Below are 23,749 nucleotides of genomic sequence, written 5' to 3'. Positions count from 1 at the left end.
CCGTTGAAGCAGATGGTAAGAAGGAGGGAAGTATAGTGGCAGTCCGGCCTCGCCGGCATTCCGTTTAGCTTTATGCTTATTTCTATTTGCTATAAGTGGGAAGTGTTTAATATGCGATATCGCGCCTTTGCAGCCGGAGCGTGCCGCTTATTGCGCGATCTAGCCTGACGTCGTGTGGAAATTTCCGCAGCTAAGAAATTCATGCTATTCTAAAAATAGAATGTAATTCTAATATTTAGAATATGGATAAAACCTTAGTCAAGGGTATGGCCGTACTCGAATTCCTCGTCAACAACGCTCAGGCCGCGAGCGTGTCCGAGGTCGCACACGGCCTGTCGCTGCTTCCCAGCAACGCGCATCGCACCTTGCAGACCTTGGTAGCGCTGGGCTATGTCCGCCAGGCATCCGATGCACGTTACGAACCCACGTTGCGGCTGTTCGAACTGGGCTCGAAAGTGGTCGGCTCGCTCGACATCCGCCATGTTGCGCATCAGGCAATGGCGACGCTGGCGAACGAAACGCTCGAGACCATCCATCTGGTCGTGCGCGATGGCGCGCAAATCGTTTACCTGGACAAAATCGATAGTCCCCAGCCGGTTGCCGCGTACTCGCGTATTGGCGGGCGGGCGCCTGCCCAATGCGTGGCAAGCGGAAAGGTCCTGCTGGCCTATTCCATGCCGCCGGAAAAAAACCGAGCCGTGGCGTGGCTGCGCCAGACGGTGCCTGCCTTGAAGGCCTACACCGCCAACAGCCATGTGGATCACGAAATCCTGCTGACAGACCTCATGGCGGTGCGCGAACAGGGTTACGCGATGAATCAGGGGGAATGGCGCGTAGACGTCTCGGGACTGGGTGCGCCCGTATTCGATGGACGTGGGCAAGTGGTCGGCGCGCTGGGCATGAGCATGCCCAGCAGCCGGGCGCTGCCCGACCGTTTGCCGGAGCTGATTGCGCCGCTGCGTATAGCGGCCGCATCCACTTCGGCATTGTTGGGATACCGGCCCGACGCGATGGCGCAAGGCCGGCGTGTTTTAACTGAAGGACAAGAGCGAAGCATGATGAAAACGTAGTTTCAGCCGCTGTATGGCGGCGCCACCCGCAAGGAGACAACGATGTCAATACTAATGTTGTTGCACGATCGAACACCAGGCAGTGGCAGTACCCTCGAAAAACTCATGTCATGGCGCAGGCTGGCGTGGCCGCTCGCCCTGGCAGCCGGCCTGTCGCTTGCCGCGCCCGTTGCGCAGGCGGCGGATGAATGGCCGAACCGGCCCATCCGCATGCTGGTGCCATATCCACCCGGCGGCGGCACCGACATCATCGCCCGCATCATCCAGGAAGACCTGGGCAAGCAGTTGGGCCAGACCGTGGTCATCGAGAACCGCGGCGGAGCCGCCGGCATGATAGGCACGGAAGCCGTGGCCAGGGCCGATCCCGACGGCTACACCGTGCTCTTCACGCTTTCCTCGCACACCATCAATCCCGCCATCTACAAGAAGCTGAGTTTCGATACCGCCAACGACTTCGCGCCGGTCTCGCTGGTCGCCTCCTTGCCTCAGATCCTGGTCGCCAATCCCGGGTTCTCGGCCAATAACGTGGGCGACCTGCTTCGGCAAGCCAAGGCCGCGCCGGGTGAAATCTCGTATGGTTCGGTGGGCAATGGGTCGCCCAGCCATATCGCAGGCGAGCTGCTGGGCCTGCGCACCGGCACGAAAATGCAGCACATCCCCTATCGCGGCGGCGGGCCGGCTGTCAACGACGTCCTGGGCAATCAGATTCCCCTTCTGTGGGTATCGATACCCGCCGCGGCGGGCTTCGTGAAGACCGGCCGCCTGAAGCCGCTGGCCGTATCCACCGTTCGCCGCAGCCCGATGTTCCCGGACGTGCCTACCGTGCAGGAATCCGGCGTCGCCGATTTCGAAGTGGACTCGTGGTATGCCATGTTCGTTCCCAGCAAGACGCCTGCACCGGTCATCGATCGCTTGTCCAAGGCGGTGTCCATGGTGGTGCAACGGCCCGAGATCAAGGAAAAGCTCTTGGGCCAAGGTGCTGAAGCGGTGGGAAGCAGTCCCGAGCGGCTGGGAGAAGTCGTCAATACAGAACTGACCAAATGGGCTTCGCTGGCCCAGGAGGCCAAGATCAAACTCGATTGATACCGATCGAGACACCACACAGGAGCCATTTCATCATGCAGACATCGCCGGCCCAACTACCGCTGCGCACCGACCCGGAATCCATGGAACAAGTGGCTGCCCTGGTGCAGCGGGCCCGCCGCGCCCAAGAGGCGATCAACGATTACACACAGGCCCAGGCGGACGATCTCGCCCTGGCCTGCGGTTGGGCCATCATGGAGCCCGATCGCAATCGGACACTCGCGGAAACCGCAGTGCAGGACACGGGCCTGGGCAACGTGGCCGATAAGATCACCAAGAATCACCGCAAGACCCTGGGCCTGCTGCGCGATCTTCAGCAGGCCCGGACAGTGGGCGTGGTGGCGGAGTACCCGGATCTTGGCCTGGTCGAGTTTGCGCGGCCGATCGGCGTGGTGGCGGCGATCACGCCGTCCACCAATCCGGGGGCCACGCCCGCCAACAAGATCATCAACGCGCTCAAGTGCCGCAACGCGGTCATCGTTGCACCTTCTCCCAAGGGCGCGGGCACATGCCGCATGCTTCTTGGCTACATCCACACAGAGCTGGAGCGCATCGGCCTGGACCGCGAACTGGCCGAAGGCCTCGTGCAGATGCTGCCGACGCCGGTCTCCAAGGGCCTGACGCACGCCTTGATGATGCAGGCGGACCTGATCGTTGCAACCGGTAGCCAGGCCAACGTACGGGCCGCCTACCTGAGCGGGACGCCCGCTTTCGGAGTCGGTGCGGGCAACGTGGCCAGCATCGTCGATGCCACCGCCGATCTCGCGGCCGCGGCCGAGCGCATCATGCTGTCCAAGACCTTCGACAACGCTACCAGTTGCTCGTCCGAAAACAGCGTGGTGGTCGACGACGCCGTGGCCGATGGCCTGATCGCCGAGTTCGCCAAGCTGGGGGCGCCGCTGCTGGCGCCAGATGAAAAATCGTCGCTGCAGTCGGCGATGTGGCCGGACGGCAAGTTGTCCGGCGCCTTGACGGCCAAATCGGCGGACCACATCGCGGCCGCGGCGGGCTTGACGCGTCCCGAAATGTCGGCGGCCCGGACCTTGGTGGTGGAAGAGAGCGGTTTCGGCCCGGAACACCCCTTCTCCGGCGAAAAACTGTCTCCTGTGCTCACCCTGTATCGCAGCCGCAACCGCGAGCATGCCGCACAAATCGTGGCGTCCATCTATGCCTACCAGGGGGCCGGACATTCGGTCGGGCTGCACATCGATCCCTCCGAAGCCGACGGACAGGCGAGGCGGCTTGCGGAAACCTTGCCGGTGGCGCGCGTCATCGTGAATCAGCCGCATACTTTTGCAACGGGTGGAAGCTTCGAGAACGGGCTGCCGTTTTCTCTGTCCATGGGCTGCGGCACCTGGGGCGGCAACAACTTTTCCGCCAACATGGATTACCGCCAGTATCTCAACACGACGCGCGTCGTACTCCCGACAGCCGCGAAGGTACCTAGCGAAACGCAGATATTCGGCGCATTCTTTGACAGGTACGGACGATGAAAGACACTGCCTACACATTGCTCGACGTCCTGCGGCAGCACGCCGAGCGCCAGCCGGAAGCGCTGCTGCTGATCGCACCGGAAACCGGTCGTCACCTGGCTTACACAGACTTGTTGCAGCAGACAAGGCGCTTTGCGTCCTGGGCGGCGGGGCAGGGCTTGCGCGCCGGCGATCGCGTTGCGATGTTCCTGCCCAATGGCATGCAGGCGGGATTGATATTTCTTGCGGCGATGGCCAGCGGGCATGTAATCGTGCCTCTCAATCTTCTGGCAACGCCGGCACAACTGCTGCATTGCCTCAGGCACAGCCGTGCGCGCGCCGTACTCACGTGCAACGAACTCGCTGATTCAGTTCAGAGGCTACTGCCGGATCTGGCCGCGTCCGCCGAAGCGCCGGCCGTCTTCAGCGTGGATCCGGACGCCGATGTCTTCGATCTGGATGGCGACTCCAGCTTGGCCGCTGCGGCCATCGATGCGCAAGACATGGCGTTGCTGATGTATACGTCCGGCACCACCGGCATCCCCAAGGGCGTACCCTTGAGCCACGCGAACCTGCTGCATGGCGCGCGCGCGGTCGCCGGCTGGCATGGGCTGGGAACCGGCGACCGCGTCCTGTCGGCCCTGCCTCTGTACCATATCAACGGCCAGGTGATCGGCACGCTGACGCCCTTTGTCTCGGGCGGCAGCATCGTCGCGCCGCGTAAGTTCAGCGCGAGCAAGTGGTGGACCCTGGCGGACCACTACCAATGCACCTGGCTGAACATGGTGCCCACCATCATCGCCTACCTGCTCAATGCCGAACCGCAGGCCGACGACGCCACGCATGGCAGCGTGCGCTTTGGTCGCTCGGCGTCGGCACCGCTGCCGGTGGAACATCACCAGGCTTTCGAGCGGCGCTTCGGCATTCCCATCATCGAAGCCATGGGCATGACCGAAACGGCGTCTGTCGTGTTCTGCAATCCTCAGAATCCGTCGGGACGGCGCTACGGCTCGCCGGGCCTGCCTTGCGGCGTCGAGGCGCGAATCGCCGGAGACAACGGAACGGCTGTCCAGGATGGGCAGATCGGTGAAGTGGTGCTGCGCGGCCCCAATGTCATGCTGGGCTATTTCGACAATCCGGCCGAAACCGCCAAGGCATTCGATGCCGATGGGTGGCTGCGCACCGGGGACCTGGGCTTTCGCGATGCGGACGGATACTTCACCATCACCGGCCGCATCAAGGAGCTCATCATCAAGGGCGGCGAGAACATCGCACCGCGCGAAATCGACGAAGTGCTGCTGGGCCATCCCGCGGTCCTGGAGGCCGCGGCGGTCGGTTTGCCCGATTCGGATTATGGGCAGGAAATCTATGCGGCCGTTACCTTGAAGCCTGGGATACCGGCCGATGCACCGGCCCTGATGGCGCATTGCAAAGATACGCTCGGCCGCTATAAAACCCCGCGTGAAATCCGCATCGTCGACGAGCTCCCCAAGGGACCATCCGGAAAAATCCAGCGGCTGAAGCTTGCCGACCTCTGGAAGGCGCCGTAGGAAGAGGGACCGAGGGGTCGGACCCCATGCGGGGTCCAGGGGTCAGACCCCGTACGGGGTCTGACCCCAGAAAAAGTGGCGCATGGTGCAGGAGGGTCAGACCCCGAATGGGGTCTGACCCTGGAAAAAGAAGCGTATGGTGCGGGGGGTCAGACCCCGCATGGGGTCTGACCCCTGTATCATCTCATCATGAAGCGAGCACGCCTTTTTACCCTTCTTGCCTCGGCCGCCGCGGCGGTATTGGTCACAGTTGCCCTGGCCCGCCAATTTTCGCCGAATGCGTCCGGCGCCAGGCTGCTGCATACCGAGCCTTCCGAATTCGCGCCTGTCCTGGTGTTCGAGGAGTTCGGCGAGCGCTGCATGAACTTCAACACCATCAAAGACTATGGGCGCCAGACCTGCATGCAGATCGATGACCCCGATCGGATGGTTTTTGCCTACACCCGGATGATGACCAGCGCCCTGTTCGTGAAGCCGGATCCGGCCAGGATCCTGTTCGTCGGCCTGGGCGGCGCGACGCTGCCCAAAGCGTTCGCCAAGATTCTTCCCGGCGCCACAATCGACACGGTGGAGATCGATCCGGCGGTCTTGCGCGTCGCCGAGCGTTTCTTCGGCTACGAACAAGGCCCCAGGCAGCGCGTGTTCCTGGAAGACGGCCGTGCCTTCGTCGAGAAAGCGCATCGAGAAGGCCGGCGCTACGACATGATCATGCTGGACGCCTTCGACGTCGATTACATCCCCGCGCACCTGCTCACGCGTGAATTCCTGGAGCATGTACGCGCCATCTTGTCGGAAGATGGCGTGCTCGTGTCGAATTCCTTCACCGCCAGCCGGATGTATGAGCGCGAATCCGCCACGTATGCGGCAGTGTTCGGCGATTTTTTCAACCTGCGCAGCGGTATCGCAGGCAACCGGGTGATCATTGCGACAAAAGCCGCATTGCCGGACGATGCGGTTCTGGCACGCAATGCGAAGAACCTGGCGGACAAGCTGGAGCCGTTCGGCATCAAGGCCGACGAGGCGCTGGAGCGCTACAACCGGCGCCGGGATTGGGATCCCGAAGCGCCTGTCTTGGTGGATCAGAAATAGGAGGGGTCGGACCCCATACGGGGTCCGACCCCTTTGTTTGGAAATGTGTGGGGGTCAGACCCCGTACGGGGTCTGACCCCTTCATCTGGGCAGGAGTCTGCCCCCCTCCCAAGCTATGCTTCGCGCAGCACTTTGGCCAGCGTCGAGAACAATTGCTCCATTTGGGCGTCTTCGATGATCAGCGGAGGCGACAGCAGCATGGTGTCGCCCGAAGCGCGGATCAGGCAGCCCGCTTTCAGGCAGGCTTTATGCACTTGCTGGGCGCGTTGGCCGGGCTTGCCTTCGATCGGGGCCAGCTCGACGGCCGCGAGCAAGCCTATGTTTCGCACGTCCACGACATGGGGTTCGCCCTTCATGGAATGAGCCAGGGCTTCCCAGCGAGGGGAAAGTGCCTGGGCGCGCGAGAACAGCTGGTTTTCCTGATAGTGCCGAAGCGCGGCCAGCCCGGCGGCGGCGGCAAGGGGATGGCCGGAATAGGTATAGCCATGCGGAAGCTCGATGCCGCTGTTGCCGGACTGCATGAACGCTTCGTAGATGGGTTGGCGTACGAAAGTGGCGCCCATGGGGACGGCGCCGTTGGTCAGGCCTTTTGCGCTGATGATGAGATCGGGCAGCACGCCGAAGTACTCGCATGAAAGCATGCCGTCGATGCGACCGAAGCCGGTGATCACTTCATCGAAGATCAGCAAGATGCCGTGCCGGTCGCAGATTTCGCGCAGCTTTGGCAGGTAGTCCTTCGCGGGCACCAGCACGCCGGTGGAGCCCGCTACCGGCTCGACGATGACTGCCGCCACGGTGGATGGATCATGCAACTGCAGCAGTCGCTGCAGGGCGTCGGCCAGCTCGGCGCCCCAGTCGGGCTGGCCCCGGGAATAGGCCATGCGGCTGCGGTCGTACGTATGTGGAAGATGCAGGACGCCCGGAAGCAGCGGCCCGTAAGGCCGCCGGTGCCCTGATATGCCGGAGACGGACAGGCCGCCGAAGCCCACGCCGTGGTAGTCGCGCTCACGCCCGACGAGACGGTAGCGATGTCCTTCGTTGCGGGCCCGATGATAAGCCAGGGCGATCTTCAGCGCGGTGTCGACCGCTTCGGATCCTGAATTGGAAAAGAAGACATGCGAGATATCGCCGGGCGCCGCATCGACGAGCGCATTGGCGTATTCGAACACGATGGGGTGGCCCATCTGGAACGAGGGCGCATAGTCGAGCTCGTCGGCGGTCTGCTGGATGGCGCGCACCACGGGCTCGCATCGGTGCCCCGCATTCACGCACCATAGTCCGGCGATGCCGTCCAGGACGGGCGACCCGTCGGCGCGGTAGTAGTACATGCCTTCCGCGCGGGAGAAAAGCTCGGGATTGGATTTGAACCGCTGATTGGCCGTGAAGGGCATCCAATAGGCTTCCAGCGGGGGCGGAGAAATGATCGGGGCGGCGCTCATGAGAACTCACCTGCAAGTTTAGGTGGCTCTATTTTGTACTAAACAAATATTTAATGCAATTGACTGGCTGGAAGATCGACTCCGTGGCGGGTTCTCAGCTTTTGGCCAATGCCGACAGCAGATGCCTGCGCATCAGGGCGGCGGCCCACTGCCGGTCATTGCTTTCTATGGCGTCCAGGATCTCGAGATGTTCGCGCGACGCTTCCATGACGTGATCGTGGCGGTAAAAGGCATCGTGTTCCTCCAGCCGCCGCAATTGCGTTTGCTGCTGAAGCGCCGAGACGATGAAGCGATTGCCCGAAAAGCGCGCCAGCATTTCGTGAAACGAGGCATTCAGGCGGAAGAACTCTGCAGCGGAGATGCTGTCTTGAGACCGTGTCAGCAGCTCGGTGAACGCTGATCGGCTGCGGCGCATTTCTTCCGCGTCCGCTTGAAATCCGGGTTCGAGCAAGCCGCCGCATTCTATGATGATGCGATAGCGGTAGCTTTCCGTGAGCGCTTCCCCCGAGTCCAGGGCGGGCAGGAACTGCCAGCCGCGCCCCGGCCTCTTCTCGATCAGGTTTTCCGAGGTCATGCGCGAAAGCACATTACGCAGCACGGCGGCAGAGCAGCCATAACGCCGCAGCAGGTCTTTTTCGATCAGGGTGTCAGGCAGCTGCTTGCGCGCCCTGTCTTGTATGAGCGCGCGGTAGAGGGCGTCGGCGCTGGCGCCGTCTTCATCGTCGTCGAGCGCCTGCAAGGAGGCTGTTTCGCCGGCATGGTGGACGAAGTAGCCGCTGTTGGAGCGGTAATGGATGGCGCCGTGGCTGGCCAGAAGCTTCAAGGCGCCCCTGATGGGCGTGCGTGATACCTGAAACATGTCGGCCAGGGCCTCTTCGCCCAAATGCGAGTCGGCGGGAAATGCGCCGTCGGCAATGTGCGCCGCGATGCGGCGAGCCAGGTCGCGCTGGAGGGGAGTGGGCCTGTGTGTGGTCATGGCGTAGTGTAACGGGGTTTTCCCTTAGTGGGAATTATATTGCACTTAATTTGATTTTAGTACATTATTGCCACCGTAGAGTACTTTCATATCGCAGGAATCCAGCATGTCTATTGCGCAATCCGACGCCAACACCTTTCCGCTGGTCGAAGTCAGCGGTAGCCCATACGAGCGCGGGCGTCAGCATGGCGCCGCCGTACCTGACCGCATTCGCGCCAGCGTCGCCCTGTACAAAGGCCAGCTGGACCGGCGCGGCGTCACGCCGCAGCGCTTGCAGCAGCTTGCGCAAGCCATGGAAAAAACCATTGCCGACTACGACGAGGCCTATCTGGAGGAACTGCGCGGCATCGCCGTCGGCGCCCGGCTCAGCCTTGCCGAGATCATCACTGTCAATTGCCGGACCGAAATGATGTTCGGCCATGGCGCATTGGCCCAGGCCCCCCAAGAGCCCGACGACGGCTGCACGGGCATCATCGTGCTGCCCGAAGCCAGCGCCAACGGCAAACTCTTGCATGCCCACAACTGGGATTGGCGCCAGGAATGCGTCGACACGGGCATCGTGCTGCTCATGCGGCGCAGCGACGGGCCCGATCTCCTTACCTTTACCGAAGCCGGCGCATTGGCCAGGCATGGGTTCAACAGCGCCGGTGTGTCGCTCAGCGGAAACTTCCTGGGCTCCGACCGCGACTACCAGCAGCCCGCCGAAGTGCCCCTGGTGCTGGTGCGCCGGAAAATGCTGGAATCGGCCAATATCTGCGCCGCCATGAAAGTCCTGTGGGGCGCGCGCCGGTTCTGCTCCAACAACCTCATGCTGGCACAGGCGGAGGGCGAAGCAGTCAACCTGGAATGCGCCCCCGACGAAATATTCTGGCTGACGCCGGTCGACGGCATTCTGGTGCATGCCAATCATTGGCTCTGCCCGGCGGCCCGCGCCAAGCTGCAGGATACCGGCCTGGCCATGACACCCGATTCCATCTACAGGCAGCGCCGCGTCTCGGCAGCGATGCACGGCAGGTCCGGCGGCATCGACTGGGACACCATCAAGGCAGCGCTGGCCGACGATTTTGCCAAGCCCGACGGGGTGCTGCGCTATCCGAAGCCGTCCAGCTTCGACAGCATATCCGCCACGGTGGCGACCACTTGCATGGAACCGGCGTCCGGCTTCATGCATATCGCCCGCATGCCTTACGCCCCGCCCCGGCACTTCGCCAAATACCAACTTTGAGCCCAGCGCGCTTTGCGGGCACGCCGCGCCGCGCCACCCAGGAGACGACCATGCCGAACATCGCCTACCCCCGCGCCAGCCTGTACGCGCGCCAGCTATCTGCCGCCATCGCGCTCGTTCTGGCCTCTGCGGCGACACCCGCGGCGGCCCAGAAGGCCGCCGATATGCTGCGTGTCCAGATCAATGCCGATCTCAGGTCCAGCAATCCCGGCGTGAACCGCGACGACAATACCGACGCGGTCCTGCTGCACGTGACGGAGGGTCTCGTGGCCCTGAAGGAAGACCTTTCCGTCGGGCCTTTGCTGGCCTCGGACGTGAAGGTGTCGGACGACGGCCTGACCTATACGTTTACCCTGCGCGACGGCGTCCGCTTCCACAATGGCGCGGCATTTACGTCCGAAGACGTGGTCTGGAACTGGAAGCGGTACCTGGATCCCAAGACGTCATGGCGCTGCCTGCCGGAGTTCGATGGGCGCGGCATGACGAAAATCCTGTCCGTGGAATCTCCCGATCCGAAAACCGTCGTGTTCACCCTCGACCGGCCCTCGGCGCTGTTCCTCAACAATATGGCCAGGCCCGACTGCGGGGGGTCGGCCATCATGCATCGCGACTCTGTCGACGCCTCGGGCCAGTGGCAAGCGCCCATCGGAACCGGACCGTACAAGATGGGGGAATGGAAGCGCGGCCAGTACCTCGAACTCCAGCGTTTTGACGAATACGCATCGCTGCCCGGCGGGGGCGACGGCTATACCGGCGGCAAACAGGCAAAGGTCAAGACCCTGCGCTACATGGTGATACCGGATTCGTCGTCGGCCAAGGCGGCCTTGTACAGCGGCGCCATCGATGTATATGCGACCGCCAGCAGCGCCGACGTGCCCGAGTTGCGCAAGCGCCAGGATGTGCAGACGGTTGTCAGTCCCTCCATGAACATGGTGGCATTGCTGCTCCAGACGCAGGACCCATTGCTGAAGGACGTGCGCATCCGCAGGGCGCTGGCGCTATCGCTGGACTTGCCCATGATCGCCCAGACCGTCACCGAGGGCATGTCCGAGGCCAACAGTTCCGTGGTGCCAACCAGCAGCCCGTTCTACGACAAGGAACAGGCCGCCGCCTACAAGCGCGATCTGGCCGAGGCGCGCAAGCTTCTGAAAGAGGCAGGCTACAAGGGCCAGCCCATCAAGATGATCACCAACAAGCGTTACCCCGCCTGCTTCGATTCCGCCGTCCTGGCGCAGGCGATGGCATCGGAGGCCGGCATCAACCTCGAGCTCGAAGTGCTGGACTGGGCCACGCAGCTGGATCGCTACGGCAAGGGCGATTATCCCACCATGGCCTTCACCTACTCCGCACGGCTGGATCCCTCGCTCAGCTTCGAAATGATCTCGGGCGACAAGCAGAAGCAACCGCGCAAGGTATGGGACGACCCCGACATGGCCAAGCTGCTCGCGGAAAGCATGCGCGAAGCCGATACCGGCAAGCGCCAGGCCATCTTCGACCGGATGCATGCGGCCATGCTGAAGGAAGTGCCCATCATCGTGCTCTACAACGGCACCAACGTGACGGGGCTGCGCCAGGGGGTCGAGGGCTACAAGGGCTGGGCGGCCGACAAGCCCCGATTCTGGAACGTAGGCTTCAAATGACGGCTGTGCCGGGTCGTAGGACATAACGATGTTAGCTTATCTTGCACGACGCATTGCGCAGACCATTCCCACGTTGCTGCTGGTTGCGCTGGCGGTATTTGCGCTGTTGCGGCTCATCCCCGGAGACCCGGCCCAGCTGATGCTGGGGGATGGCGCCGACGCCGAATCGCTGGCCAGGCTGCGCGAGCAGATGGGACTGACCGGCTCCTTGCCGACGCAGTTCATGCGCTGGCTGGCTGCCGTGCTGCGGGGCGACTTCGGCCACTCCCTCAGCGACGGGCAGCCGGTGCTGCCCGTCATCATCGAGCGTTTCCAGGTCAGTGCCACCATCGTCGTAGTGGCTGTCGCCATTGCCGTGTGCATCGCCGTGCCCGCCGGGCTGGTGGCCGCATGGAAGCAGAACAAGGCGCTGGACGTCGGCATCGTCATGACGGCGACCCTGCTGCTGTCCATCCCGAGCTTCTGGCTGGGCATGCTTCTCTTGCTATTGTTCGGCCTGCACCTGAACTGGCTTCCCGTCGTGGGCTACATGGCGCTGACCGACAGTTTCTCGCAAGGAATCCTGTATGTGATCCTGCCGATCGCCACGTTGGCCATGGTCGAAACGGGCGTATTCACGCGCATGTCGCGCGCCAGCGCCATCGAGGTCCTGCGCCTGGAGTATGTTGCCCATGCCCGGGCCAAGGGCGTGCCCGAGTCCAGCGTATTGCGCCGCCACGTCCTGCCCAATGCCTTTGCGCCCACCTTGACGCTCATCGGCTTGATGCTGGGCAATCTGCTGGGCGGCATTGCCGTGCTGGAAACCGTGTTCACCCTGCCTGGACTAGGCCGTCACCTGGTCGACGCCATCTTTGCCCGTGACTACCCCGTCATTCAGGGGTGTTTGCTGTTCACCGCGCTGATATACGTTTGCGTGAACCTCGTCGTGGACTTGTGCTACCCCTTGTTTGACCCACGCGTGACAGCGCAGTAGGACGGATCATGAAGCGTATTCAAATCAACACACTCATAGGCGGGGTGCTGATCGGCGTCGTTGGGCTGTTGGCTCTGACGGCCGTTTTCTGGACGCCATACGATCCCCTGGCCTTGAACCTGCGTGCGCGGCTGCAAGCGCCCAGCTCCATGTACTGGCTGGGTACCGATGAATTCGGCCGCGATGTGCTCAGCCGCATCATGCAGGGAGCGGCCACGAGCTGGCTGCTGTCCATCGTTACCGTATCGATCGCGGTTGTGGCCGGAGCGCTCATCGGCGGCGTGGCGGGATTCCTCCGGGGGCCGACCGACAGGGCCTTGATGATGGTCAACGATGCGCTCCTGGCATTTCCGGGCATTCTGCTCGCCATGGGCATACTGGTCATCGTCGGCCCAAACAAGTGGGGCATCGTATTGGCCTTGTCGCTGGCGTACACGCCATCGGTGGTGCGCGTCGTACGGGGCTCCGTGCTTTCCATCCGTGAAAAAGAACACATAGAGGCCTCCCGCATCATGGGGAATTCCGAGTGGTACACCATGTGGCGGCATATTCTGCCCAACTGCATCGCGCCCGTGGCCGTGCTGGCAACCAGCATGTTCGGATGGGTGCTCCTGTCGGAAAGCGCGCTGAGTTTCCTGGGACTGGGTGTGCCGCCTCCGGCGCCAACCTGGGGCAACATGCTGGCCGGCGCCCGCACCTATATGAACACGGCGGTGTGGCTGGGTATTGCTCCAGGCCTGTGCATTGCAATGACACTGCTTGGCGTCAACCTCCTGGGCGACAGCCTGCGTGATCGTCTCGATCCGAGGATGGCCCGATGAACGCAGCACACGAAACACTGCTGCAGGTGCGTGGCCTGTCGCTGCGGGCTCAGGCAAGCGGACAAGCCATCGTCAAGGGCGCCGATTTCGATGTCCGACCCGGCGAGTTCCTTGCGATCGTGGGGGAATCGGGCAGCGGCAAGACCATGGTCGCTCGCGCAATCATGGGCTTGACGCCGCCGGGCGTGGAAGTATCGGGCGGTCAGATCCTGTTCGACGGTCACGACCTCTTGCAATGCTCGCCCAAGCAACTGCAGGCCTTGCGCGGCGCACAGCTGGGCATGGTCTTTCAAGAGCCCATGGTGTCCCTCAACCCCGCGCATCGCATCGGCGCACAGATGGCCGAGGGTCTGAAGCTGCACACGCGTCTCACCGGCAAGGAGATCCGGCAAAAGTGCATCGACATGCTCCGTCGCGTGCGCATCGAAGACCCGGAGCGTTGCCTGGAAGCCTACCCGCACGAGTTTTCCGGAGGCATGCGCCAGCGCATCATGCTGGCCAGCGTCATGCTGCTGCAGCCGCGCCTGCTGATCGCCGATGAACCCACGACGGCGCTGGACATGCTGGCCCAGCGCGAAGTCCTGGACCTCATGGTGGAACTGGCCACCCAGGAGCGCACGGCCGTCATTCTGATCACCCACAACCTGGGCCTGGTGTCACGCTACGCCCAGCGCGTCATGGTGATGTGTCGTGGCGACGTGGTCGAAACCGGCAGTGTGCGGCAGGTGCTGCAGTCTCCTGCGCATGAATACACGCGCAGCCTGCTTGCCGCCTTGCCGAAGCCCGGGCAGGCCCGGTCTCATCGCGCCTGCGGCGACGTCGTCATTCGCGTTCAGGATCTGCAGGTCATCTATCCTGGCTCGCGAAAAGGATTATTCGGCCGGCATGCGCCTCATCATGTGCTCAAGCAAGTCAGCCTGGACGTCCATGCCGGCGAGACCGTGGCGGTCGTCGGCGGCAGCGGCTCGGGCAAGACGACGCTGGGCCGGGCCATCCTGGACGTGGTCCCGACTTCGGGAGGACGCGTGCTGTACCGGGGCGTCAATGTGGGCGATGCCCGGGGAGCGGACCGCCACCGTTTCCGGTTGGGTTGCCAGCTGGTTTTCCAGGATCCTTATTCGTCGCTGGATCCTCGCATGCGCGTCCATGCCATCGTTGCCGAGCCCCTGCGGCTCGTTCCCGACCTGGATGCGCGCGAAAAGAAGCGCCGTACGGACGAAACCCTGGACGAAGTCGGGCTGCTGCACCTGGCCCAGCGCTGGCCGCATGAGCTTTCGGGCGGACAGCGCCAGCGCGTCGCCATCGCGCGGGCCCTGGTCCGCCGTCCTGAATTCGTCGTGGCGGATGAGCCGGTATCGGCGCTGGACATGACCATACAGGCGCAGGTACTGGCGCTTTTCCGCGACCTGCAGGCGCATCACGGCTTCGCCTGCATGTTCATCAGCCACGACTTGATGGCGGTCGAGCAAATCGCCGAAAGAGTGGTCGTCATGGAAAAGGGCAGCATCGTGGAACAAGGCCCGACAGCCCAGGTGCTCGTCTCTCCGCGTCATCCCTATACCCGGGCGCTGCTCGATGCGGCTCCGGCGGTGGAGACCGGCGACGGCGCCTTGATCGGCGGCGACGGAAAGTTGTGTCTGCATATTGCTGGAGCATACGCGAAGGGGGGCTGAGGCCGATGGATGCTGTATGCTGTGTCATGCGCTTTGCATACCACCCCAGTCATTCAGGGAGTCCCCATCATGGCTAAAGGTCAGGTCCGCGGCAATAAAGAGCCCAAGAAGCCCAAGCAGCCGCCCAAGCCCGTCATTCCTGCGTCGGGAGCAGGCACAGCCCCTTTCAAGGGGGGCTCACGCATATCGGATCCAAAACGAAAATAGGTACCTCGCCCTGGAGCGACAGGGCGCCGGTCAGGCACGAACTTTTTGGCACAGAGCGGCTCGCTCAGCACGCGCGCAGCCTGGCGCTGGATCAAGTTGTTACAGCCAGGCCGCGCAGGGCGTCTTCATTGCGAAAGCGCCTCGATCAAAATGCCGCTGTCTTGTTGTCGGCCTATCGCTCGAGTGCGATGGAACTGGAAGCCGGCCGCGGCATCGAGCCAGCGGCCGAATGGCTGCTCGATAATTATCATGTGGTCGAAGAACAAATCTGGCAGATCCGCGATGATCTGCCTCCGGGTTTCTATCGCCAATTGCCCAAGCTCGCCTCGGGACCGTTTGCAGGCTACCCGCGTGTTCTGGGCGTCGCATGGGCGTTCGTCGCCCATACCGACAGCAATTTCGATCCCGATGCGTTGCGGCGATTCATTGCGGCCTATCAGTCCGTGCAATTGCTCACGATCGGCGAACTCTGGGCAGTTGCCATAACCCTGCGCATCGTCTTGGTCGAGAACCTCAGGCGTCTGGCTGATGAAATCGTTGCGGGCCGCAAGGAGCGCAACGAGGCCGATGAGCTTGCGGACAAGCTGTTGAAATTCGACGGGCGATACGATAAGCGGGACTTTCCCGGCAATTCCCGGATACGGGCGCCGCTTTCGGAAATGTTCGCGGCTCAGCTCAGCAAGCGCTTGCGCGACCAGGATCCGCGCGAAACGCCTGCGTTGGCGTGGCTGGATGAACAGCTGGGCTCGCAAGGCACAAGCCGGGACGACGTGGTGCAGCAAGCGCAGCAACGGCAAGGGGCATCCAACGTCAGTGTGCGCAATGTCATCACCAGCATGCGCCTGATCTCCGATATCGACTGGGCGGACTGGTTTGAAAGCGTGAGCATGGTCGACGAGAGGCTTAGGGAAGCGAGCGCATTCGGTGAGATGGATTTTGCCACGCGCGATCTCTATCGCAAAGCCATTGAAGACCTAGCGCGAGGCGCCCATATGACCGAAATGGAGGTGACGGAGGCTGTCCTAGCGGCTGCCGCGAAGGCGCAGGCAGCGGCCAAAGACGAGGACAGGGAACGGCAGGGCGACCCGGGATACCACTTGATCGCACAAGGACGAGCCCTGTTCGAAGCCGAGATAGCGTATACACCGCCCGGGCGCTTGCGTCTGAACCGCCTCGCGATACGCAGTGGGATGGCCGGCTACGTCAGCGTCATCCTGGGAGGAACGGCCATTGTGTCCTGGCTCGCGCTTTCGGCGATATGGTCGCAGGGCATGGCGGCGGGCGTCGTCTTCTTATTCACGCTTCTTTCGCTGTTTCCGATTACCGAAATGGTGACGGCGCTCACGAATCGGGTGATTACCTGGAATTTCGGCGCTTCTGTCCTGCCGGGCATGGACCTGAGCGCCAACGTGCCGGAACAATGTAGAACCGTGGTGGCGGTGCCCACTCTTCTGACCAGCGAAGCCGAGCTGTTGGCCCAGATCGAGCAGCTCGAGGTGCATTATCTATCGGGGAGCGGCGGCGACATGGTTTTTGCGCTGCTTACCGATGGCTTGGATGCCGAGACGGAAACGACACCGAACGATACCGCGTTGTTGGCGGCGGGAGCCGCCGCGATTACGAAACTCAATGAAAGGCACGGGCCCGCGGCGGCGGGAAGCCGGTTCCTGCTGTTGAACCGGCGCCGGCTCTACAACCCATCTGAAGGGAAGTGGATGGGCTGGGAGCGGAAGCGCGGCAAATTGCATGAACTGAACCGTTTGCTGCGCGGAGCGGAAGACACCAGTTATGCGCCCATCCCGCAATTGGCCCAGCGATTGCCGGTCAATGTGCGTTATGTGATTACGCTGGATGCTGATACCCGGCTGCCAAGGGATACCGCTCAGAAGCTCATCGGCAAGATGGCGCATCCGCTGAACCGTCCCCTTTTCGATGCGGCTGCCCAAAGAATCATGGCCGGGCATGCGATTCTCCAGCCGCGGGTGACCCCGTCGCTGCCGTTGCATCCTGATGGCTCCGTATATCAGCGCCTGTTCTCGAGCCCAGGGGGATTGGATCCTTATGCGGCGGCCGTGTCCGACGTCTACCAGGACCTGTTCGGCGAAGGATCCTACACGGGAAAAGGAATATACGAGATAGATTCGTTCGAGGCGGCTCTCGCCGGGCGCGTCCCTGAAAACGCCATGCTCAGTCATGATTTGTTCGAAGGCGTATTCGCCCGGGCCGGCCTGGCTTCGGATGTCGAGGTGGTCGAAGAATTCCCGGCCCGTTACGATGTGGCGGCCAAGCGAACGCATCGATGGACGCGCGGGGATTGGCAATTGCTCCCCTGGCTGTTTGGACGGCGCGCGGGCAATCGTGCCGTGCCTTCGGTGGGCAGAGGAAAGATGTTGGATAATCTGCGCCGCTCGGTGCAGGCGCCGGCCAATTTCCTGGCGTTGGGCGCGGCATGGATGCTGCCTATGCCGGCCGCCTTCGCGGCGACGGCGCTCATCGTGCTGTGTGCGGTGGTCCCCGTCATATTGCCCGCTTTTAGTTCGATGCTGTTTCGCCGACGCAGTGTGTCGTTGCGTGGCCGGATGTCTTTGTTCGCCCAGGATATCTACTTGGCGGGCGGACAAGTGCTGGTGTCATTCACGTTCCTGGCCGATAGCGCATGGAGGATGTCCGATGCGATTATCCGCACGCTGGTCCGGTTGTACCTCACCGGTCGCCACTTGCTGGAGTGGACGACGGCAGCGCAGTCCGCGGGTGGCGCGAGGCTGGACATGGGCGGCTTCTACCGCTTGATGTGGCCAAGCGCTTGCCTTGCCGTGGCGATGGCGGTGGCGGTGCTGCTGGTGGAGTCGGGCTCCTGGCCGCTCGTCTTGCCTTTTACGGCACTTTGGTTAGCTGGCCCGGCCTGCGCCTGGTGGGTGAGCAGGCCACGGGCGTTGGCGTCCGAGTTGATTGTGTCGGCAAGCACTGCTGTCGCGTTGCGCCGCAGCGCCCGCCAAACCTGGCGATACTTCGAAGTCTTCGTGACGGTGGACGACCATATGCTGCCGCCCGACAATTTTCAGGAAACGCCGGATCCCGTTCTGGCCCGGCGTACTTCGCCGACAAATATCGGGCTGTATCTGCTGTCCACGGTCGCGGCCCACGATTTCGGCTGGGTAGGCATGGAGCGCAGTATCGATCGGCTGGAAGAGACGCTCGCCACGCTGGACAAGATGGAGCGCTTCAAGGGGCATTTCTTCAATTGGTACGCCACCGACGACCTTCGGGTTCTGGAGCCGGCTTATGTATCCTCCGTCGATAGCGGGAACCTTGCCGGCCACTTGATCACCCTGGCCAATGCCTGCGATGGCTGGATCAGCAACTACGTCAGCCCGAACGTCCGGCAAGGACTGGGAGATCATCTGGCGCTGGCGCGCGATGCGCTGAGCGGGCTTGCCGTTCCAGTTGGCCGGCGCGTTGAGCAACTTGCCGGCACGCTTGAAGAAATCGAGAGCTTGTTGAAGGAACCGGACTTGCTTCTTTTATTGCCGGTGCTCAGGAGGTTGACGGACAAGGCGGTTCGGGCGTCCCAGTCGTTTATGACGGATACGGCGGAGGGGCATGGAGGCGGGGACCTGGTTTTCTGGACTCATGCCCTGGCAACTACCGTGCGGGAATTCGGCCAGGAGGCGCAGGCGACCACGCCCGCAGGCCAGACGCTGAACGCTCGTCTGCGGGCCTTGGCGGACCAAGCGCGAGGCATGGCCCTGGACATGGATTTCGCTTTCCTGCTGAACTCCGAGCGAACGCTGCTCTCCATCGGGTACTCGCGTGCCGACAACACCCTGGATGCCAGCTGCTACGATCTTCTGGCTTCGGAATCACGCCTGGCCAGTCTGTTCGCCATTGCAAAGGGGGATGCGCCGACGCGACACTGGCTGCGGCTAGGACGCACCTCGACACCTGTCGGGCGCGGTTCGGCGCTCATTTCGTGGTCGGGCTCGATGTTCGAGTATCTGATGCCTTCATTGATCATGCGCGCGCCAGTTGGCAGCCTGCTTGAACAAACCAACCGGCTTGTCGTGCAGCGCCAGCGAGCCTATGCGGCCGAGCATGGGATCCCATGGGGTTTTTCCGAGTCCGCCTATAACGCTCGCGATATAGAGTTCACATATCAATACTATAACTTCGGCGTGCCTGGCCTCGGATTGAAACGAGGGCTTTCTGAAGACAAGGTTGTCGCGCCCTATGCAACGGGTTTGGCGGCAATGGTCGATCCCGAGCGCGCGCGTGAAAACTTTGACGGCCTGGCGCGATTGGGCGCCCTGGGCCGCTATGGCTTTTACGAGGCGCTCGACTTTACCTCCACCAGGCTGCCGGAGGGGCATTCGCTGGTTATTGTCCGCAGCTTTATGGCGCATCACCAGGGCATGACCATTGTGGCCATCGCCAATACCCTGATGGATGGGCAGATGCGCTCGCGCTTCCATCGGGAGCCCATGATCCAGGCTTGCGACCTGCTGCTGCAAGAGCGCGTGCCGCGAGATGTCGCCGTGGCCCATCCTCGCGCGGAGGAAGTCAAGGCGTCTGGGTCGCGGCCCGATGTGGCGTCGTTCGGCATACGCAGATTCGACCGTCTGCCGGCTGGGCCTCCCCAGACCCATTTGCTTTCCAATGGACGGTATACGGTCATGCTGACCGCCGCCGGCGGAGGCTACAGCCGATGGCGCGACCTTGCCGTGACGCGCTGGCGCGAGGATGCCACCCGCGATAATTGGGGTTCGTACATTTTCCTGCGCGATATGCAGCGCGGCATCGCATGGTCGTCCATGCCGCAGCCTAATGGGAGCGACAAGCCGCAGGTGCAGGTGGAATTCTCCGAGGACTGGGCGGAGTTCTTGCGTCGCGACGGCTCGCTGACCACGACCACGCAAGTGCTGGTTTCGGGGGAAGACGATGGAGAAGTGCGCCGCGTGTCGCTTGTGAACAGCGGCCGATCGACTCGGGAAATCGAGGTCACGTCGTATGCGGAGCTGGTGCTGGCGCCGCCGGCATCCGATCGCGCCCACCCGGCGTTCTCGAAGATGTTTATCGTCACGGAGTTCTTGCCCGAATACGGCGCCCTGATCGCAACCAGGCGTCCTCGTTCACCGGATGAGCCGCGGGTCTGGGCCGCGCATTTCGCCGTCATCGACGGACCACCGGTCGCCCCGGTGCAATACGAAAGCGACCGGGCGCGGTTCATGGACCGCGCCGACTCATCGGCATTGCCCAATGTGGTCGCCCAGGGGCGGCCCTTGTCCAACACGACCGGCACGATTCTTGATCCGGTGTTCTCGCTCAGGCACAGCGTACGGGTCGCGGCGGGGCAGATGCAGCGGATTTCATTCTGGACCGTCGTGGCGGACACGCGCGTCGCCTTGCTGGACCTCATCGACAAGCATCATGACCGCAGTGCGTTCGAGCGAGCCAAGACCTTGGCCTGGACGCAGGCGCAGGTCCAGCTTCACCACTTGGGCATGCAGGCGGAGGAGGCGGCGGCGTTCCAGCGGCTGGCGGGGCCCTTGCTATACCCGGACTCCCGGTTTCGGGCGTCTTCAGCATTCATCGTCCGTGGCGCGGGCAGCCAGTCCTCGCTGTGGGCGCATGGCATATCCGGAGATTTGCCCATAGTGCTGGTAAAGATCGACGACGTGCATGACATGCCGTTGCTGCATCAGCTATTGCGCGCACATGAGTATTGGCGGATGAAAAGACTGGCAGTCGACCTAGTCATCATCAATGAACGCGCGTCCTCATACATACAGGATCTTCAGAACGCCATCGATACCGCTGTGCGCAGCAGCCAGGCCCGTCCCCGCGTCAAGGACGAGCTGGCGAAGGGGGCGGTCTATACCCTGCGCGCGGACCTGATGACGCTGCAGGGCAGGGAACTGATCCAGTCCGTGGCTCGTATCGTCCTGGCGGCTTCCCATGGCCTGGTGGCGGACCAGCTTGCACGTATCGCCGAAGCCTCGCCAAGGCGCAATCGGCCGCCGCAGCCGGTGGCGGAGCCTTTGATGACGCCGTTGCCTGGCGCGTCGGCGCTAAGCAGGCTCGAGTTCTTCAATGGCTTCGGCGGCTTTGACGGCCAAGGCAAGGAGTATGTCATGACGCTGCACGGACGCCTGACCACGCCGGCGCCCTGGATCAATGTCATCGCGAATGCGGGGTTCGGCTTTCAGGTCTCCGGAGATGGCAGCGCGTACACATGGTCCGAGAACAGCAGGGAAAGCCAGTTGACGCCGTGGTCCAACGATCCCATTGCAGATCCTTCGGGCGAGGTTTTTTATATTCGGGACGAGATCAGCGGGGATCTATGGAGCCCCACGGCGTCGCCCATGCGCAATCCCGCGCCATATATAGCCCGCCATGGATTCGGTTACAGCTGTTTCCAGCATCGTCATGGCGATCTTGCCAGCGAACTGCTGCAGTACGTACCTTTGCATGATCCGATCAAGATATCTCGGCTCACTCTCGTCAACCATTCCAATCAGTCTCGGAGGATTTCCGTTACGGCTTATGCCGAATGGGTATTGGGATCGGCGCGCAGCGCTACCGCGCCGTTTCTGATCACCAGCATAGACGAGGATACAGGGGCGTTGTTCGCGCGCAATCCATGGAGCCTGGACTTCGGGCAGCGTATCGCGTTTGCGGACATGGCGGGTCGCCAGGCCTCATGGACGGCGGATCGGCGCGAGTTTCTGGGTGACAACGGCCAGGTCGCCATGCCGGAAGCGCTCGCCGGCGCCGAAGTCCTGTCGGGTCGTTGCGGGGCCGCGCTGGACCCGTGCGCGGCGCTGCAAAGCACCGTCGAGCTCGCGCCGGGCAAATCATGCGAGCTGGTTTTCTTTTTGGGGCAATGCGATTCGGAGGCCGAAGCCAGCGCCCTGGTCACGCGCTATCGGCAGGCGGATCTCGATCAAGTTCTCGATGACGTCAAGGCGCACTGGGCCGGCGTGCTCGGAACCATCCAGGTCAAGACACCGGATCGAGCCATGGACATTCTCTTGAACGGTTGGCTGCTTTACCAGACCATCGCATGCCGGCTCTGGGCGAGATCGGCCTTCTACCAAGCCAGCGGCGCATATGGGTTCCGGGACCAGTTGCAAGACAGCATGTCGCTCATGTTCGCCATGCCGGAGTTGGCCCGCAAGCAGTTGCTGCGCGCCGCTTCACGCCAGTTTGCGGAGGGGGACGTGCAGCATTGGTGGCTTCCTCAATCGGGGCAGGGCGTAAGAACCCGGATTTCGGACGATAGGGTCTGGCTGGCTTTTGCCGCGGCCAATTATGTGGAGCGTAGCGGTGAAGAGGCCGTGCTGGATGAGCAGCTGGGCTTTCTAGAAGGGCCGATCCTGGGCAGCGAAGAGCATGACGCCTTTTTCCAGCCTTCGCGCTCTGAAGACCGGGCGACATTGTTCGAGCACTGTGCCCGTGGCCTTGATCAATGCATGGCTTTGACTGGGATACATGGCTTGCCGCTCATTGGCACCGGCGACTGGAACGACGGCATGAGCAGAGTGGGGCAGGAGGGTCGCGGCGAGAGCGTATGGCTGGGTTGGCTGTTCATCCGCAGCGTGGAGATGTTCGAGCCTTTTTCCAGCGTGCGTGATCCGGAACGCGCTTCGCGCTGGCGCGGGCATGCCGACCGAGTGCGCGCGGCCATCGAAACCCATGCCTGGGATGGCGAGTGGTATCGGCGCGCAACCTTCGATGACGGCACCTGGCTTGGTTCGCGCGACAGCCAGGAATGCAAAATAGATTCCATTGCGCAATCGTGGGCGGTGCTTTCGGGCGTCGCGCAACCCGAGCGGGCCGCCTTGGCGATGGCCAGCTTTGAAAGGCACTTGCTGCGTCGGGAAGATCGACTGGCGTTACTGTTTACGCCGCCCTTTGATGAAATTTCCCATGATCCTGGTTACATCAAAGGATATCCGCCCGGACTGCGCGAGAACGGCGGGCAGTACACGCATGCGGCATTATGGGCGGTCCTGGCCTATGCGAAGCTGAAAGAAGGAGACAAGGCAGCTGAACTCTTCGCGCTGCTCAATCCCATTAATCATGCGCATACGGTCGAAGATGCCCGGCGCTACAAGGTCGAGCCCTATGTGGTGGCAGCCGATGTGTATTCAGCGTCTCCGCATGTCGGGCGTGGAGGCTGGACTTGGTACACGGGCTCGGCGGGTTGGATGTATCGTGCAGGGGTCGAAGGGATTTTAGGTGTGCAGCGAGAAGGCGGGTTCATTTCCGTGAACCCGTGCATACCGGTCACGTGGCCGGGTTTCGAAGTGGCCTTGACAATGGGCGGCAGTCATTATGAGATCCGGGTGGACAACGCGTCGAAGCGTGGCTCGGGCGTGACAGAGGCGGTCATGGACGAGGTCGCGCTCGAATGCCCACGCGGAAAGATACGGCTGCCGTTGGACGGGCGGCGGCACACGGTGCTTGTCACTCTTTGAACATTTGCGCAGCGCCAAGGGGCCCGACCCTGTACGGGCTCAGACCCCCTTTTC

At 62.6% G+C, this 23,749-nt stretch carries 13 protein-coding genes; 11 read left to right on the top strand and 2 right to left on the bottom strand.

The window, feature by feature from the left end; genetic code table 11:
* Positions 1-242 precede the first annotated feature (242 nt).
* From ACSBPU_RS19715 to ACSBPU_RS19695, 5 genes are all read left to right on the top strand, one after another.
* Positions 243-1,070, top strand: a complete 828-nt coding sequence (locus ACSBPU_RS19715; RefSeq protein WP_442593478.1) for an IclR family transcriptional regulator — start codon at positions 243-245, stop codon at positions 1,068-1,070.
* 42 nt (positions 1,071-1,112) lie between these two features.
* Entirely contained in the window at positions 1,113-2,153 is a 1,041-nt protein-coding gene (locus tag ACSBPU_RS19710) for a tripartite tricarboxylate transporter substrate binding protein (RefSeq protein ID WP_442593477.1), read from the top strand.
* Complete coding sequence (gene sauS / locus ACSBPU_RS19705) at positions 2,153-3,646, top strand: acylating sulfoacetaldehyde dehydrogenase (protein WP_442598445.1); 1,494 nt, start codon at positions 2,153-2,155, stop codon at positions 3,644-3,646. Before ACSBPU_RS19710 ends, sauS begins: the two co-directional genes overlap by 1 nt.
* Entirely contained in the window at positions 3,643-5,175 is a 1,533-nt protein-coding gene (locus ACSBPU_RS19700; RefSeq protein WP_442593476.1) for an AMP-binding protein, read from the top strand. The genes sauS and ACSBPU_RS19700 overlap by 4 nt, the downstream gene beginning before the upstream one ends.
* A gap of 189 nt (positions 5,176-5,364) precedes the next feature.
* A complete protein-coding gene (locus tag ACSBPU_RS19695) occupies positions 5,365-6,264 on the top strand; it encodes a spermidine synthase (protein ID WP_442593475.1) in 900 nt (299 codons plus the stop codon).
* A gap of 113 nt (positions 6,265-6,377) precedes the next feature.
* Here the strand turns inward: ACSBPU_RS19695 and ACSBPU_RS19690 are convergent, their stop codons facing one another.
* Entirely contained in the window at positions 6,378-7,703 is a 1,326-nt protein-coding gene (locus ACSBPU_RS19690; protein ID WP_442593474.1) for an aminotransferase class III-fold pyridoxal phosphate-dependent enzyme, read from the bottom strand.
* A 94-nt stretch (positions 7,704-7,797) separates the two neighbouring features.
* Positions 7,798-8,679 (bottom strand): GntR family transcriptional regulator, encoded by an 882-nt coding sequence (locus tag ACSBPU_RS19685; RefSeq protein WP_442593473.1) that lies wholly within the window; start codon positions 8,677-8,679, stop codon positions 7,798-7,800.
* Between the two features lie 106 nt (positions 8,680-8,785).
* Here ACSBPU_RS19685 and ACSBPU_RS19680 point away from each other — a divergent pair, with 106 nt between their 5' ends.
* From ACSBPU_RS19680 to ACSBPU_RS19655, 6 genes are all read left to right on the top strand, one after another.
* Positions 8,786-9,904: a C45 family autoproteolytic acyltransferase/hydolase gene (locus tag ACSBPU_RS19680; RefSeq protein ID WP_442593472.1), complete on the top strand. Its 1,119-nt coding sequence runs from the start codon at positions 8,786-8,788 to the stop codon at positions 9,902-9,904.
* A gap of 50 nt (positions 9,905-9,954) precedes the next feature.
* Positions 9,955-11,544 (top strand): ABC transporter substrate-binding protein, encoded by a 1,590-nt coding sequence (locus tag ACSBPU_RS19675; protein ID WP_442593471.1) that lies wholly within the window; start codon positions 9,955-9,957, stop codon positions 11,542-11,544.
* A 28-nt stretch (positions 11,545-11,572) separates the two neighbouring features.
* A complete protein-coding gene (locus tag ACSBPU_RS19670; RefSeq protein WP_442593470.1) occupies positions 11,573-12,517 on the top strand; it encodes an ABC transporter permease in 945 nt (314 codons plus the stop codon).
* A gap of 5 nt (positions 12,518-12,522) precedes the next feature.
* Complete coding sequence (locus ACSBPU_RS19665) at positions 12,523-13,338, top strand: ABC transporter permease (RefSeq protein ID WP_442598443.1); 816 nt, start codon at positions 12,523-12,525, stop codon at positions 13,336-13,338.
* On the top strand, positions 13,335-15,011 hold the full coding sequence (locus ACSBPU_RS19660; RefSeq protein ID WP_442593469.1) for a dipeptide ABC transporter ATP-binding protein: 1,677 nt from the start codon (positions 13,335-13,337) through the stop codon (positions 15,009-15,011). The genes ACSBPU_RS19665 and ACSBPU_RS19660 overlap by 4 nt, the downstream gene beginning before the upstream one ends.
* A gap of 335 nt (positions 15,012-15,346) precedes the next feature.
* Positions 15,347-23,695, top strand: coding sequence for a GH36-type glycosyl hydrolase domain-containing protein (locus ACSBPU_RS19655; protein ID WP_442593468.1), 8,349 nt, complete (start codon positions 15,347-15,349; stop codon positions 23,693-23,695).
* The last annotated feature ends 54 nt before the right edge of the window (positions 23,696-23,749 follow it).

The sequence above is a fragment of the Parapusillimonas sp. JC17 genome (assembly GCF_052180245.1).
Classification (GTDB): Bacteria; Pseudomonadota; Gammaproteobacteria; order Burkholderiales; family Burkholderiaceae_B; genus Parapusillimonas.
Note: the sequence above shows the minus strand (reverse complement) of the source record. Positions and strands in the feature narration are given on the sequence as shown.

Bases quoted from the DNA above. Each gene is read 5' to 3' on its own strand.
- ACSBPU_RS19690 (WP_442593474.1), bottom strand. From the start codon at position 7,703: ATGAGCGCCGCCCCGATCATTTCTCCGCCCCCGCTGGAAGCCTATTGG.
- ACSBPU_RS19680 (WP_442593472.1), top strand. From the start codon at position 8,786: ATGTCTATTGCGCAATCCGACGCCAACACCTTTCCGCTGGTCGAAGTC.
- ACSBPU_RS19685 (WP_442593473.1), bottom strand. From the start codon at position 8,679: ATGACCACACACAGGCCCACTCCCCTCCAGCGCGACCTGGCTCGCCGC.
- ACSBPU_RS19675 (WP_442593471.1), top strand. From the start codon at position 9,955: ATGCCGAACATCGCCTACCCCCGCGCCAGCCTGTACGCGCGCCAGCTA.
- ACSBPU_RS19700 (WP_442593476.1), top strand. From the start codon at position 3,643: ATGAAAGACACTGCCTACACATTGCTCGACGTCCTGCGGCAGCACGCC.
- ACSBPU_RS19710 (WP_442593477.1), top strand. From the start codon at position 1,113: ATGTCAATACTAATGTTGTTGCACGATCGAACACCAGGCAGTGGCAGT.
- ACSBPU_RS19695 (WP_442593475.1), top strand. From the start codon at position 5,365: ATGAAGCGAGCACGCCTTTTTACCCTTCTTGCCTCGGCCGCCGCGGCG.
- ACSBPU_RS19715 (WP_442593478.1), top strand. From the start codon at position 243: ATGGATAAAACCTTAGTCAAGGGTATGGCCGTACTCGAATTCCTCGTC.
- ACSBPU_RS19660 (WP_442593469.1), top strand. From the start codon at position 13,335: ATGAACGCAGCACACGAAACACTGCTGCAGGTGCGTGGCCTGTCGCTG.
- ACSBPU_RS19670 (WP_442593470.1), top strand. From the start codon at position 11,573: ATGTTAGCTTATCTTGCACGACGCATTGCGCAGACCATTCCCACGTTG.